Genomic DNA, 14,123 nt, shown 5'->3' on the forward strand with positions numbered 1-14,123 from the left:
CTGTGTTCTCGATGTCAGACATTCTGGCGCGCCCTCGGGTCGATGAAGCCATAGACGAGGTCCATGATGAAGTTGGCGGCGAGCACCGTGATGGTGATGACGAGGAAGAGCCCCTGCATCAGCGCGTAGTCGTTGTTCGTCACCGCCTGGAACATCAGCTTGCCGATGCCCGGGTAGGTGAACACCTGCTCCATGACGATGGAGCCGGCCACCACGAACCCCAAGGTGATCGAGAACCCCGCGATCGATGGGATCGCGGCGTTGCGCGCAGCGTACGTGGTCATGATGCGACGCGGGCGGAGCCCCTTGGCCTCGGCCGTGAGCACGTAGTCCTCGGCCATGGTCTGCACCATCATGTTGCGCATCCCGAACATCCAGCCACCCACCGACGAGATCACGATGGTGATCGCAGGGAGGATCGCGTGCGAGAGCGCATCCGTGAAGAACGCCCAGGTCGGCTCGGGGCCGTCCGGGAAGTCGAACACGTCGTAGCCCCCGAAGATCGGGAACCAGCCGAGTCCGACCGCGAACACCGAGACGAGCAGCAGCGCCATCCAGAAGTAGGGGATGGACTGCAGCACGGTGGTCGCCGGGATCAGGTGATCGACCCAGGTTCCGCGCTTCCATCCGGCCCAGGCGCCGAGCACGACGCCGAGGATGAAGGAGATCACGGTCACCGTGCCGACGAGAATGAGCGTCCAGGGCAGCGCCTGCCCGATCAGCTCACTCACGGGCGCGGGGAACTTGGTGACGGAGATGCCCAGGTCGCCCTGGAACATCCGCCCCCAGTACGCGATGTACTGATCCCAGAGGGAGGAGTCATCACCGCCGAGCAGCAGCTTGATGTTGCGGATCGTGGTCTCGGAGACCTCGCCACCCGCACGCTGCATCTTGGCAATCATGATGTCCGCCGGGTTCCCCGGCATGAGCCGGGGAAGCAGGAAGTTGAGTGAGATCGCGGCCCACAGCGTGAACGCGTAGAACCCGATTCTTCGTGCATAGAACTTCATGTCACTGACCGTGCTTCCTGCTCCCCCGAGCTCATTCGCTTAGTTCGCCGGCTCGAGCTGCGTCAGGATGTAGCCTGCCGCGATCGCGCCCCAGGACGGCGGGAAGGCGTAGAGGTCCTCCTCCGTCGGCCAACCGGTGAAGTCCTTCGTGTTGTAGAAGGTCTGCGTCGCGTTGATCACGAGCGGGATGTAGGGCAGGTCGCGGACGATCTCGGTCTGGATCGTGCCGTACAGCTCCTTCTTCTCTGCCTCGTCGTTCGTGCTGATCGCGGCCTGGACCGCCTCGTCGACGACAGGGTTGCTGTAGCGGCTGAAGTTCCAGCGACCGGCTGGAACCTCGGAGCCCACGGCTGCGGTGGAGCCGACGGTCGTGCCGCCGAACCAGTCGCGGTAGATCTGGAACGGATCAGCCACCGAGGTGCCGATGACACCGCCGACGATCAGCTGGAAGTCGCCACCCTGACGGGCGTCGGAGAACTCCTGCCACTGCACTGTCGATGCGGTGACCTTGATGCCCGCAGCCTCGGCCTGTTCGGCGATCAGCTTCGCGGCGTCGTTGTAGTCGGTCCAGCCGTCGACCGAGATCAGGCTGAGCTCGAGCGGCTTTCCGTCCTTGGAGTAGAAGTCGCCGTCCTTGGTGTAACCGGCAGCCTCGAGGATCTCGCCCGCCTCTGCGGCGTTCGCCTCCTGCGGGCTGACCTCGTTGGCGGGGTCCGCCACCCACTTCTCGTCACGCGGGAGCAGCGCGAACGTCGGCGAGATGTCGCCGGTGAGTCCGACGAACGCCTTGTCCTTGATCGCGGCGCGGTCGATCGCGACGTTGAGCGCCTGACGCACGGCGACATCGGTCTGCGGACCGGTGCAGCCGAGCTCGGCGTTCGAGCAGGTGTAGAGCACGGTCGGATCCTGCGGGGTGTTGATCCAGTCGATCGCACCGTTGCCCGTGACGTCATCCGGGTTCGGGATGAACATGCCCGTCCAGTCGAGCTTGCCCGCGGCGAGCAGGTCCTGAGCCGTCTGGTTGTTGTCGACCGCGATGTACTGGACCTTCTTGACTCCGAGGTCGTCGGCATCACGGAAGTTCTCGTTGGCCACGAGCGTGTACGACTCGCTCGTGGTCTTGTCGACGACGTAGGCGCCCGAACCCACCGGGTCCTCGTTGGCGAAGTTCGCGAAGTCCGTGACCTCGGACCACACGTGCTCAGGGAGGATGTAGGTCGAGCCGAGTCGCTGGAACTCGGTCGTGTACTGCGCGGTGGTGTAGGTGAGGACGACGGTGGTGTCATCGGTCGCCTCGGCCGAGACGAGGCCGTTGCCTTCGGGGTTGTTGGCCTCGTAGGTGAACGAGAACGCCACGTCGGCGGCCGTGAGGGGCTCGCCGTCGCTCCACTTGAGGTCGGGCTTGATGGTGACCGTGATCACCGTGCCGTCCTCGTTGTATTCGTACGAGTCGCCGATCAGGCCGACGGGCTCGGAGTCCGCCGTCTTGTTGAAGAAGAACAGCGGCTCGTAGATGGGGCCGAGCGCGCCATGGAGCACGGTCGGTGCGAACGGGTTGTAGTTCGCGGTGATGGGGGTCTGGCTGCCGGCCCACACGCGAAGAGCCCGGTCGCCATCGCCGCCGCTCCCCTCGTTGCCGCCGCCTGCGCCACAGGCCGTCAAACCCAGGGCGAGGACGGATGCCCCCGCCACAGCGGTGAGCGCGATCTTGCGCCTTCCGTTACGGATCATTCTGTATTTCCTCTCGGTGCTGCACTGCAGGAGGGATCTCCGGGATGGAGCCGAGTCCCGGATCGGAACTCGCGACAGATCCCTGTGAAAGGGATTTGTTAGGACAGTAACCTAACAAATAGCCATCCGGGCAACAAGAGGCCAGAACGCTGGTATATAACGTTTCGGCCTCAGGGGCTCGTCCGTCACACGGGTGCACTAAGGGTCGAGATGACACTAAGATCGATCTCGGAGGTTAAGGTACTCATGACTCAAACCAGGGGCATCGACGTCGCCGTGTCGACGGTGATCCTCACGCTGCGTCGCACCGAGGACGGCGCTGCTGTGCTCGCGCTCCCGCTGGTCCTGCGCACCCGCGAGCCGTTCGCCGATCAGTGGGCGCTTCCCGGCGGCTGGCTGACTCCGACCGAGTCACCGGTCGACGCCGCCGCCCGCACACTCGCCGAGACCACCGGTCTCACTCCCAGCTACCTCGAGCAGCTCTACGCCTTCGGAGCCGTCGACCGCTCCCCCACCCGCGTCGTGTCGATCGTCTACTGGGCGCTGCTCCGACAGGACGAGGTCGACGCGCAGAGCGCCGCGCATCGGGCATCCGGTCTCGCTCCCGAGAACGTGCGATGGTTCGATCTCGGCGACCTGCCGCCGCTCGCCTTCGACCACCGCAAGATCGTCGACTACGCGCTCTGGCGCCTGCGCAGCAAGGTCGGCTACAGCCGTGTCGCGCACGGCTTCCTGCCGGCCGAGTTCACTCTGGCCGACCTTCGAGAGGCCTACGAGGCGATCCTCGGCAAGCATCTCGACCCGGCCAACTTCCGCCGACAGGTCGAATCCGCCGGCAATCTCCTCCCCACCGACCAGTTCCGCACCGGCAGTCACCGCCCCGCCCGCCTGTACCGCTACAACACCGACGTCGAGCTGGCCGATCACGGCCCCCTCGGCCCCGAGGAAACGAGCACCCGATGAGCATCACCTTCGTTCCGACCCCGGCAGTCCAGCCCCTCGACGCCTCCGTCGATCACGCGATCCAGTCGATCGTGGCGGGCGCGTCGACCGATGAGACCTGTACGACCGACCTCGCCGTCGGCCCCTGGGACTTCGACACGCGCCCCGGTTACGGACCCGGGTCGTCGATGGGCGACGTCATCCCGACGGGGGCACCCCGCCAGGGAGAGCTTCCGGCGGCGTATCGCGAGGCGAGCGAAGACGAGCTCGACGAGCGCATCCGTGCGGCGAAGGCCACGCTCGGCGACCGAGCCGTCGTGCTCGGCCACTTCTACCAGCGTGAGGAGGTCGTGCGTCACGCCGACTACGTGGGCGACTCGTTCCAGCTCGCGACCGCGGCGAAGGAACGACCCGACGCCGAGGCCATCGTCTTCTGCGGCGTCCATTTCATGGCAGAGACCGCCGACCTGCTCTCCGGGCCCGACCAGGCGGTGATCCTGCCGAACCTCGCAGCCGGATGCTCGATGGCCGACATGGCCGACATCGATCAGGTCGAGGACTGCTGGGAGCAGCTCGCCGATGTCCTCGGCGATCTCGACGCTCAGGACGAACACGGCCGAGTGCCGGTGATCCCCGTCACGTACATGAACTCCTCTGCCGCGATCAAGGGCTTCGTCGGCAGGCACGGCGGGATCGTGTGCACCTCCTCGAACGCGCAGACCGTGCTCGAGTGGGCGTTCGAGCGCGGTCGACGGGTGCTGTTCTTCCCGGACCAGCACCTGGGCCGCAACACCGCGAAGGCGATGGGCGTGCCCCTGGAGCAGATGCCGATGTGGAACCCGCGCAAGGCGCTCGGCGGCTCCACGGCATCCGATCTGCTCGAGTCGCGCGTCATCCTGTGGCACGGGTTCTGCTCGGTGCACCGGCGCTTCACTGTGGCCCAGATAGACCAGGCGAGGGCGGAGCACCCCGACGTGCGCGTCATCGTGCACCCGGAATGCCCGATGGACGTCGTGGACGCGGCCGACGAGGCAGGCTCCACGGATTACATCCGCCGGGCGATCGCCGCCGCGACAGAGCCCACGACCTTCGCGATCGGCACCGAGATCAACCTCGTACGCCGGCTGGCCGCGCAGTTCCCGCAGCACGAGATCTTCTGCCTCGACCCCGTGGTGTGCCCGTGCTCGACGATGTACCGCATCCACCCCGGATACCTGGCGTGGGTGCTCGAAGAACTCGTGGCAGGGCGCACTCCCAACCGGATCACGGTCACGGCAGACATGGCCGACCCCGCGCGGGTCGCCCTCGAGCGGATGCTGGCGGCGAAGCCGCCGGTGGTGGCGAGCGCCCGATGAACGTCGTCGTCGTCGGATCGGGCATCGCCGGCCTCACCGCCGCGCTGCATGCCCACGAGGCGGGGCACGCGGTCACGGTCGTCACGAAGGGTGCACTCGGCGACGGATGCACCGGATTCGCACAGGGCGGAGTCGCCGGAATCTACGGCCCGGCGGACTCGGCGGCCCAGCACGCCGCAGACACGATCGATGCGGGTGCCGGTTTGTCCGACGCCGCCGCGGTCGACGTGCTCGTGCAGGACGCCGCCGAGCGGATCGCCGAGCTGATCGCGCGAGGAGTCGCCTTCGACCGCAGCCCGGACGGCGAGCTGCTGCTCGGACGCGAGGCCGCGCACAGCCACGCCCGCATCGTGCATGCGGGCGGTGATGCGACCGGTGCCGCGATCGCGCACGCGCTGGTCGCCGCCACTCGACGTGCACCCATCACCGTGGTCGAGGCCGCGTTCCTCGCCGACCTCGTGATCGAGGACGGCATCGCGCGGGGCATCCGCGTGCTCGTCGACGGCGCCCTCTCAGACCTCGGGGCCGACGCGGTGATCCTCGCCACCGGAGGTGCAGGCCACCTCTACGCGCACACGACGAATCCGGTGGGAACCACGGGCGACGGCATCGCCGCGGCCCTGCGCGCCGGCGCGGCGGTCGCGGATCTCGAGTTCATGCAGTTCCACCCGACGGTCCTCGCCGAGGGGTCGGCGTTCCTGATCTCCGAGGCGGTGCGCGGCGAGGGCGCGACACTCATCGATGTCGACGGTCGGCGATTCGTGTTCGACACCCACCCCGACGGCGAGCTGGCTCCCCGCGACGTCGTGTCCCGGGCGATCGCGCGACAGGCCGCAGCCCAGGGCTCCCCTGTCCGTCTCGACGCCACGATGCTGGGCGCCCCCGTGCTGGCGCATCGCTTCCCGACGATCGACAGGGTGACGCGCGAGCGCGGTTTCGACTGGGCCATGCACGCCATCCCGGTGACCCCCGCCGCGCACTACCTGATGGGCGGAGTCGTCACCGACCTCGACGGACGCACGTCGATCCCCGGGCTCTTCGCCGTCGGCGAGGTCGCACGCACCGGCGTGCACGGTGCGAACCGCCTCGCCTCGAACTCGCTGCTGGAGGGTGCCGTGTTCGGCGCACGCGCGGCCACCGCCGTGGGGATGCCCTGGAAGCCGTCCCCTGCTCCCCTGCCCGCGGACACTCGCAGCGCCACGATCGCCGGTACCGCCGGCGCTCGACCGCACCCGGACGGCAGCCCGTTCAGTCGCCCCGCGCTGCAGCGGCTGATGTGGGATGACGTCGGGCTCCTCCGCACGGACGAGGGGCTCGAGCGCGCTCTCGACGCCGTCATCCGCTGGCGGTCCACCGCGCCCGCACCCGCCACGGTCGCCGAGCGCGAGGACGCGAATCTGCTCCTGCTCGCCGGGGCCACGGCATCCGCCGCCCTCGCCCGCACCGAATCGGTCGGCGCCCACTACCGCGAACCCGTCGCCTCGCCCCTCCTGGAGACCGTCTGATGCTCACTCACGCACTCATCACCCGTGCCGTCGGGGCAGCCCTCGAGGAGGACGCACCGTGGGGCGACCTCACCAGCACGACGCTCCTTCCCGCAGAGGCCACCGCCACCGCCGACCTGGTCGCCAGGGAAGCCGGGATCTTCAGCGGCGGCGAGGTCTTCGCAGCCGCCTTCGCCCTCACTGATCCGTCGATCACGATCGACGTGCACGTCGGCGACGGCGACCGCTTCGCCCCCGGCGACGTACTGGCCTCGGTCTCGGGCTCGGCCCGCGGCATCCTCACCGCGGAGCGCATCGCGCTGAACTTCACACAGCGGATGAGCGGCATCGCCACCTTGACCGATGCCTATGTGCGGGCGATCGAGGGGACCTCGGCTCGCATCGCCGACACCCGCAAGACCACCCCGGGCCTGCGTGCCTTCGAGCGTCACGCCGTGATCTCGGGCCGGGGGCACAACCACCGCTACTCGCTGTCGGACGCGGTGATGGCCAAGGACAACCATCTCGCCGTGCTGCAGCGCTCCGGTGTCGACCTCGCCACAGCCCTGCGGGAGGCGTTCTCCCGGCTGCCTCACACGACCCACGTGGTCGTCGAGGTCGACCGGCTCGATCAGATCCCGGCCGTGCTCGACGGCGGAGCGCACACCGTACTGCTCGACAACTTCTCGCTCGAGGATCTCCGGGCGGGTGTGGCGTTGATCGGCGACCGCGCGCAGGTCGAGGCCTCCGGCGGGGCGAGTCTCGACACGGTCGGCGACATCGCGAGGACCGGGGTCGATGTGATCTCGGTCGGTGCGCTCACCCACTCGGCGCGCGCGCTCGACCTCGGCCTGGACGTGCGGATCGACTGATCCCGATGCTCTACCTCGATCACGCTGCGACCTCTCCGGTCCGTCCGGAGGTGCTCGATGCGATGCGTCCGCACCTCACCGGCATGTTCGGCAATCCCTCCAGCCACCACACCTACGGCGAGGCTGCGGCGAGCGCGCTCGACGATGCGAGATCGCGGGTCTCGCGTGTGCTGGGGATGCGCGCCGGTGATGTCGTGTTCACCGCGGGCGGCACCGAGGCGAACAACCTCGCGGTCAAGGGGATCGTGCTCGCCGCTCTCGCGGACGGCCGCCGTCATCTGGTGATCTCGCCGATCGAGCACGAGTCGATCCTGGAGTCCGCGGACTACCTGCGGCGCTTCCACGACGTCGAGGTCACGGCGGCGGCCGTCGACGCGCACGGCCGGGTCTCCGCGGCATCCCTGCGACAGACGATCCGCGAGGACACCTCGCTGGTCGCCCTCGGGCACGCCAACAACGAGATCGGTACGGTGCAGGACGTGGCCTCGCTCGCGGAGGTGACCCGCGCAGCGGGCGTGCCGCTGCACGTCGACGCGGTGCAGTCCGCGGGGTGGCTGCCGCTCACCGGACTCGGGGCGGATGCGATCGCGATCGCCGGGCACAAGCTCGGAGCGCCCAAGGGGATCGGCGCCCTCGCCGTGCGCGGCCGGGTCCCCCTCGAACCTCTCCTGCACGGAGGCGGTCAGGAGCGAGGACGTCGATCGGGGACGGAGAACGTCGCCGGGGCAGTCGGCCTCGCCGTGGCGTTGGAGCTCGCCGAGGCGGAACGCGACACTGTCAGCCCCCTCGTCGGAGCGACGACGCAGCGTTTCATCGCCGCCGTACTCGCAGTCGTCCCCCAGGCGGCGCTCACGGGAGACCCGGTCCGGCGGCTCCCCGGGACCGCGAGCTTCACCTTCGCGGGAGTGAGCGGCGAGGCCGTGCTGCTCGAGCTGGAGCGCCGGGGCGTGGTGTCGTCGAGCGGTTCGGCGTGCGCTGCCGGGAGCGACGAGCCGTCGCACGTGCTGCTCGCCTGCGGCATCGCCCGCTCCGTCGCGCAGAGCTCCGTGCGGTTCACCTTCGGTCACACGCCGCTGCCCGACGATCTTCCCGACCGGCTCGCAGCCCTCGTCGCAGAGTCCGTACGCGCCGTCGTCGGCACCTGAGAGGGCGAGACCCCTGAGAGGGCGAGACCTCCGTCAGCGGCCATAGACTCGGCTGGTGACCGCCCCCACCCCGATCGTGACCCTGATCGTCCCCGGCCGCGACATCGCCGGCTTCGCCCCGGCCGCACTCGATTCCCTGCGTGCACAGACCGAGAATCGGTGGCATGCGATCCTCATCGACGACGGCTCGACCGACGATACGGCCGAGATCTTCGCCGCGGCCGCGGCATCCGATCCGCGCTTCCGTGCGGTGCGACATGAGGCGTCACGCGGCCTCGGCGCTGCACGGAACGTGGGTGTGGATCTCGTCGACACCCCTCTGGTCGGCTTCCTCGACGGCGACGACGAACTGACCCCCACCGCACTCGAGCGTCTCCTCGGCAGCCTCGCCGAGACGGGGAGCGACTTCGTGGCCGGTGCCTACGTGCGCTCGCGCTTCGACGGCGACCGCTACATCCCGGGACGCGTGCAGCCCTGGGTCGAGGCAGCCACGTCCCCGGCACGACTCGGAACCACGATCGTCGAGCACCCCCGGGCCAGCGCCAACATCGTCGCCTGGTCGAAGATCAGCCGCACCGAGCTCTGGAGCGACCTGCGATTCCCCGAAGGGGTCGCCTACGAGGATCAGGTGGTCGCTCAGCTCATGTACACGCGAGCACGCGCCTTCGACGTGATCCCCGACACGGTCGTCCGGTGGCGCCTGCGGGCCGACGGCACCTCGATCACGCAGGGCCGCGCACAGCTTCCCGTGCTCCGCGACTACCTCCGGGCCCTGCGGGGCGGCATCCGCGTGCTGCACGACGCCGGTGCGCACGCAGCCGTCGCCGCGCGCCTCGAGCTGATCCTGGCGATGGACCTGCCGCCGCTCGTCGAGATCGCCGGCACCCACCCCGACCCCCGCTACGCCGAGGGCGTGGAGTCGTTCGTCGCCGAGATCCAGGCGCTGCCCGAATACGCCGATGCCCGCCCCGATCCCGCTCTCACCGCTGCCCTGGCGTGGTGAGCGCACTCCCCAGGAGACACATGAACGGCTACCTCGCCGACCTCTTCTCGCTCGACGGCCGCACGGCGGTCGTGACCGGAGGCAGCTCCGGCATCGGTCGCGGCATCGCCACGGCACTCGCGAAGGCGGGCGCCTCGACCGTGATCGTGGCTCGCGGCGAGACCAGGGTCGAGGAGACCGTCGCCGAGCTCGCGGATGCCGGATGCCGTGCGGCGGGCGTCGTCGGCGATCTCAGCACCCGTGAGGGGATACGTGCCGTGGCGGAAGCTGCCGCCGTCCCCTTCGGAGAACCGGACATCCTGGTGAACTCCGCCGGCATCAACATCCGTCCACCCTTCGCCGAGATCACCGAGCAAGACTGGGACGCGACCATGACCGTCAATGCTCTCGCGCCGTTCCTGCTCGGACAGCGGTACGGCACAGGGATGGCCGAGCGCGGATTCGGCCGGCTGATCCACATCAGCTCGCAGCAGGCGCACCGCGCCTTCGTCGGCAGCGGGATCTACGGGGTGTCGAAGGGTGCGGTGGAGTCGCTGATGCGGTCAGAAGCCGAGGCCTGGGGCGGCACCGGCGTCACGAGCAACACGCTCGTCCCGGGGTTCGTGCTCACACCGTTGAACGCCCGTCTGCAGGAGGACCCCGCCCAGATCGCCGCCCTCGCCGCCCGTACGATGATCGGTCGCAACGGCCTGCCTTCGGACTTCGCGGCAGCAGCCGTCTTCCTGGCGGGTGCCGGATCGAGCTACGTCACCGGTCAGTCGCTGTTCATTGACGGCGGGCTCTCGGTGCACTGACACCAGCTCCGTGCACTGAGACCAGCTCGGTGCACGGACACCAGCTCCGTGCACGGACACCAGCTCCGTGCACTGACACCAGCTCAGCCCTCTGCCGGGTACACCCTCTCGTCGGCGCGCGGAGCGTCGAGCAGCGGCACCGAGGCCGTCAGGGTCGCGACCGCATCCGCTCCGGCAGAGTCCTCCGGCGCACGGTCGGCCCTCCGGTCGGCGAGCGCCGCACTCACTCCCCCGGCCACGGTCTCCTCGATGACGGTCTCGGTCTCGATCACCCGAGACGCCGCGACCTGCTGCGCCGCGAGCTCTGCATAGAGTCCGCCACGAGCGATGAGCTCGGCGTGGGTGCCGGACTCGACGATCTGCCCCGCTTCGAGCACGTGGATCACGTCAGCGCCGATCACGGTCGACAACCGGTGCGCGATCGTCAGGGTCGTGCGTCCCTTGGCAGCCTCGTCCAGCGCCTCCTGCACGACGCGCTCGGAGACGGTGTCGAGAGCCGACGTGGCCTCGTCGAGCAGCAGCACCGGCGGGTCCTTGAGCAGCACGCGGGCGATCGCGATGCGCTGCTTCTCGCCGCCCGAGAGCCGGTAGCCGCGCTCTCCGACGACCGTGTCGTAGCCGTCTTCGAATCCGGCGATGATGTGATGGATGTTCGCCGCGACGCACGCGGCGATCACCTCGTCCTCCGTCGCCCCGGGCTTCGCGTACAGGAGGTTCTCCCGGATCGTCGCGTGGAACAGATAGGTCTCCTGCGAGACGATCCCGACCTGATCGATGATCGACTCCTGCGTGAGCGTGCGGACGTCGGCCCCCGCGAAGAGCACGGCCCCGCCGTGCGCCTCGTACAGGCGCGGTGCGAGGTAGAGAACGGTCGTCTTGCCCGCCCCCGAAGGACCGACGAACGCGACGTGCTTCCCCGGCTCGGCGACGAACGAGACGCCCTGGAGCGTGGGGCGAGCGTCCGGCGCGGCATCGGGATAGCGGAAGACCACGTCGTCGAACTCGATCCGCCCACGCGGCCCCGGCGCCTCGGCGACCGTGATCGCGTCCGGTGCGTCCTGGATCTCGGGGACGAGATCGAGGTACTCGAAGATGCGCGCGAACAGCGCGGACGAGGTCTGCAGATCCAACGACACCCGCATGAGGCCCATCAGCGGCTGGAGCAGACGCGCCTGGACAGTCGTGAACGCGACGACTGTCCCGGCCGTGATCGCGCCGGTACCGCCCGCGATCAGGTATCCCGAGACGAGGTAGATGACAGCCGGCACGCTCGCCATGAGCACCTGGACGACGGCGAAGAAGCCCTGACCGCTCATCGCCCTCCGCACCTGCAGCTTCACCTGGTTGCGGTTCTCCGCCTGGTAGCGCTGGGATTCGGTGCGCTGCCGGTTGAACGCCTTGGACAGCAGCATCCCCGACACGCTCAGCGTCTCCTGCGTGATCGAGGTGAGCTCGGACAGCGACTCCTGCGTCTCCCCCGCGATGCGCGCGCGCACCTGCCCGACGCGTCGCTGCACGATGATCAGGAACGGCATCAGCACGACAGCGATCAGGGTCAGACGCCAGTCGATCAGGATCATCGCGACCAGCGAGGCGATCACCGTGACGACGTTGCCCAGGATGCTGGTGACGGTGTTCGTCAGCACGCCGGAGACACCGCCGACGTCGTTCTGCAGCCTCGACTGGATCACCCCGGTCTTCGTGCGCGTGAAGAAGCCGAGCTCCATCGCCTGCAGGTGCTCGAAGAGCCGCACTCGCAGATCGCCGGTGACGCTGTTGCCCACCGTCGAGGTGAGCCAGGTCTGGGCGACACCGAGCACGGCGGAGATGAGGAACAGCCCGACCATCGCCGACACGAGCCAGATGAGCAGCTGCAACTGCGGACCGCTGCCGTCGACGGGGAACAGCGCGTCATCGAAGATGCGCTGCACGATCAGCGGCGGGATGACCGCGATGCCGGCGCCGATGACGACCAGCACGCCTGTCCAGAAGATACGCCACCGGTACGGCCGGAACAGGGTGATGACCCTCGCCCCGAGTCCGCTGATCCGCGGCGCCTCGGCATTGAGCCGACGCTGTGCGCTCTCGTCCACACCGCGGAATCCGCCGCGTCCGCCACCCATGCTCATGTCGCCAGCGTAGTCAGGGTGACGGACGCCGGGCCGTCCGCAACCTCGCTGAACGTCCGCTGAGAGCGGATCCGACCGGATCCGGAATGAAATGTCCGAACCTGTGGTTACGCTGAATGGTCCCCGCGCACTCGCGCGATCTCCCCCCCTCTTCAGTGCCTAGGAGGCCGTATGTCTGCCGTCGACACCGGTTCGATCACCACGCCCCCTGCGTCGTCAGGAGGGGAGATCTCTCGCAGCGACATGCGCGTGATCTGGCTCCTGCTCGTCGCGGCGTTCGTCGCCATCCTCAACGAGACGACGATGGGAATCGCGATCCCGCACCTGAACGCGGATCTCGGCATCCCGCCCGAGCTCGGTCAGTGGTTGACGAGCGCCTTCATGCTCACCATGGCCGTGGTCATCCCGACCACCGGTTTCATCCTGCAGCGCTTCACGACGCGTCAGGTCTTCATCGCGGCGATGATCTCGTTCTCACTCGGAACCCTGGTCGCTCTCGTGGCACCCGGTTTCGAGATCCTCCTGGTCGGTCGCGTGATCCAGGCGGCCGGCACCGGCATCATGATGCCGCTGCTCATGACGACGATCATGAACGTCGTCCCGCCGCAGTCCCGCGGTCGCATGATGGGCCGGGTCGGCCTCGTGATCTCGCTCGCCCCGGCCATCGGCCCGACGCTCGCGGGCGCTGTGCTCGAGACGCTCCACTGGCGTGCACTGTTCGCGATCATCCTTCCGATCGCGCTCGTCTCTCTCCTCATCGGCGCCAAGTGGATGACGAACCTCGGCGAGACCCGCAAGGTCCCTCTCGATGTGCTCTCCATCCCGCTCGCGGCCCTCGGATTCGGTGGCATCGTATTCGGCCTCAGCCAGTTCGGCGGCGAGGGCGGCTCGGGCGAAGCCGCCGGTGTGACCGCACTCATCGTGGGCGTCGTCGCGCTCGCACTGTTCGTGTGGCGCCAGCTCGTCCTGCAGCGCATCGATGACGCGCTGCTCGACCTTCGGGTGTTCCGATCGTCCAACTTCACGTTCGCCGTCATCATCATGGCCATCCTCGCGCTGTCGATGTTCGGCACGCTGACCTTGCTCCCCCAGTACCTGCAGAACGTCGCCGGCCTCAACGCGCTCGAATCCGGGCTGATCCTGCTTCCGGGTTCGGTGCTGATGGGTGTGCTCGGCCCCCTCATGGGGCGCGTCTACGACGCTCGCGGCACTCGCCCGCTGCTGATCCCCGGAACGATCCTCGTCTCGGCAGCACTGTTCTACTACTCGACCGTCGGCGAGCACACCGTGTGGTGGGTGCTGATCATCGTTCAGGCCGCGATGTCGGTCGGGCTCGCGATGTCGTTCACGCCGCTGTTCTCCGCGTCACTCGGGTCGCTGCCTCGGTCGCTGTACTCGCACGGCTCGGCCGTGCTCAACACGTTGCAGCAGGTCGGCGGAGCGGCCGGTGTGGCCGTGCTCACCGTCACCTACTCCGCCATTCTTCATGCCGGCGAGGCAGAAGGACTGGAGACAGCAGCTGCCGGAGCGCCGGGTGCGCGCATGGCTTTCCTCATCGCGGCGATCATCTCACTCGCCGCTGTCGCGCTGAGCGCATTCGTCCGCAAGCCGGCAGACGACATCGCCGGTGGTGTGCACGGCGGGCACTGATCACCGCA

General features: G+C 68.6%; 11 protein-coding genes. 8 read left to right on the forward strand and 3 right to left on the reverse strand.

The genetic code is table 11. The annotated features are described in order from the left end of the window. Positions 1-14 precede the first annotated feature (14 nt). Positions 15-1,010, reverse strand: coding sequence for an ABC transporter permease (locus tag ASF80_RS05460; protein ID WP_056308670.1), 996 nt, complete (start codon positions 1,008-1,010; stop codon positions 15-17). Positions 1,011-1,049: 39 nt separating this feature from the next. Continuing rightward, entirely contained in the window at positions 1,050-2,741 is a 1,692-nt protein-coding gene (locus ASF80_RS05465; protein WP_056308672.1) for an ABC transporter substrate-binding protein, read from the reverse strand. A gap of 246 nt (positions 2,742-2,987) precedes the next feature. Here ASF80_RS05465 and ASF80_RS05470 point away from each other — a divergent pair, with 246 nt between their 5' ends. The 7 genes from ASF80_RS05470 to ASF80_RS05500 are packed head-to-tail and all read left to right on the forward strand — an operon-like array spanning position 2,988 to position 10,336. Continuing rightward, the gene (locus tag ASF80_RS05470) at positions 2,988-3,704 is read left to right on the forward strand and encodes an NUDIX hydrolase (RefSeq protein WP_056308674.1); all 717 of its coding nucleotides are present in this window, start codon (positions 2,988-2,990) and stop codon (positions 3,702-3,704) included. Continuing rightward, on the forward strand, positions 3,701-5,038 hold the full coding sequence (nadA, locus tag ASF80_RS05475) for a quinolinate synthase NadA (RefSeq protein ID WP_056308675.1): 1,338 nt from the start codon (positions 3,701-3,703) through the stop codon (positions 5,036-5,038). Before ASF80_RS05470 ends, nadA begins: the two co-directional genes overlap by 4 nt. Then, complete coding sequence (gene nadB, locus ASF80_RS05480; protein ID WP_056308677.1) at positions 5,035-6,543, forward strand: L-aspartate oxidase; 1,509 nt, start codon at positions 5,035-5,037, stop codon at positions 6,541-6,543. The genes nadA and nadB overlap by 4 nt, the downstream gene beginning before the upstream one ends. After that, a complete protein-coding gene (gene nadC, locus ASF80_RS05485) occupies positions 6,543-7,394 on the forward strand; it encodes a carboxylating nicotinate-nucleotide diphosphorylase (protein WP_056308680.1) in 852 nt (283 codons plus the stop codon). Before nadB ends, nadC begins: the two co-directional genes overlap by 1 nt. A 5-nt stretch (positions 7,395-7,399) precedes the next feature. Then, on the forward strand, positions 7,400-8,539 hold the full coding sequence (locus ASF80_RS05490; protein ID WP_056308682.1) for a cysteine desulfurase family protein: 1,140 nt from the start codon (positions 7,400-7,402) through the stop codon (positions 8,537-8,539). A 55-nt stretch (positions 8,540-8,594) separates the two neighbouring features. Beyond that, positions 8,595-9,542 (forward strand): glycosyltransferase family 2 protein, encoded by a 948-nt coding sequence (locus ASF80_RS05495; protein ID WP_056308684.1) that lies wholly within the window; start codon positions 8,595-8,597, stop codon positions 9,540-9,542. Positions 9,543-9,562: 20 nt separating this feature from the next. Further along, on the forward strand, positions 9,563-10,336 hold the full coding sequence (locus ASF80_RS05500; RefSeq protein WP_056308685.1) for an SDR family NAD(P)-dependent oxidoreductase: 774 nt from the start codon (positions 9,563-9,565) through the stop codon (positions 10,334-10,336). A gap of 83 nt (positions 10,337-10,419) precedes the next feature. On the opposite strand, the gene ASF80_RS05505 is transcribed toward ASF80_RS05500, so the two are convergent. Further along, positions 10,420-12,465: an ABC transporter ATP-binding protein gene (locus tag ASF80_RS05505; RefSeq protein WP_056308687.1), complete on the reverse strand. Its 2,046-nt coding sequence runs from the start codon at positions 12,463-12,465 to the stop codon at positions 10,420-10,422. Between the two features lie 171 nt (positions 12,466-12,636). Between ASF80_RS05505 and ASF80_RS05510 the strand changes: the two genes are divergently transcribed. Further along, complete coding sequence (locus ASF80_RS05510; RefSeq protein ID WP_056308689.1) at positions 12,637-14,115, forward strand: MDR family MFS transporter; 1,479 nt, start codon at positions 12,637-12,639, stop codon at positions 14,113-14,115. Positions 14,116-14,123: the final 8 nt, after the last annotated feature.

Origin of the sequence: Microbacterium sp. Leaf159 (assembly GCF_001423615.1) — a bacterium.
Taxonomy (GTDB): Bacteria; Actinomycetota; Actinomycetes; order Actinomycetales; family Microbacteriaceae; genus Microbacterium.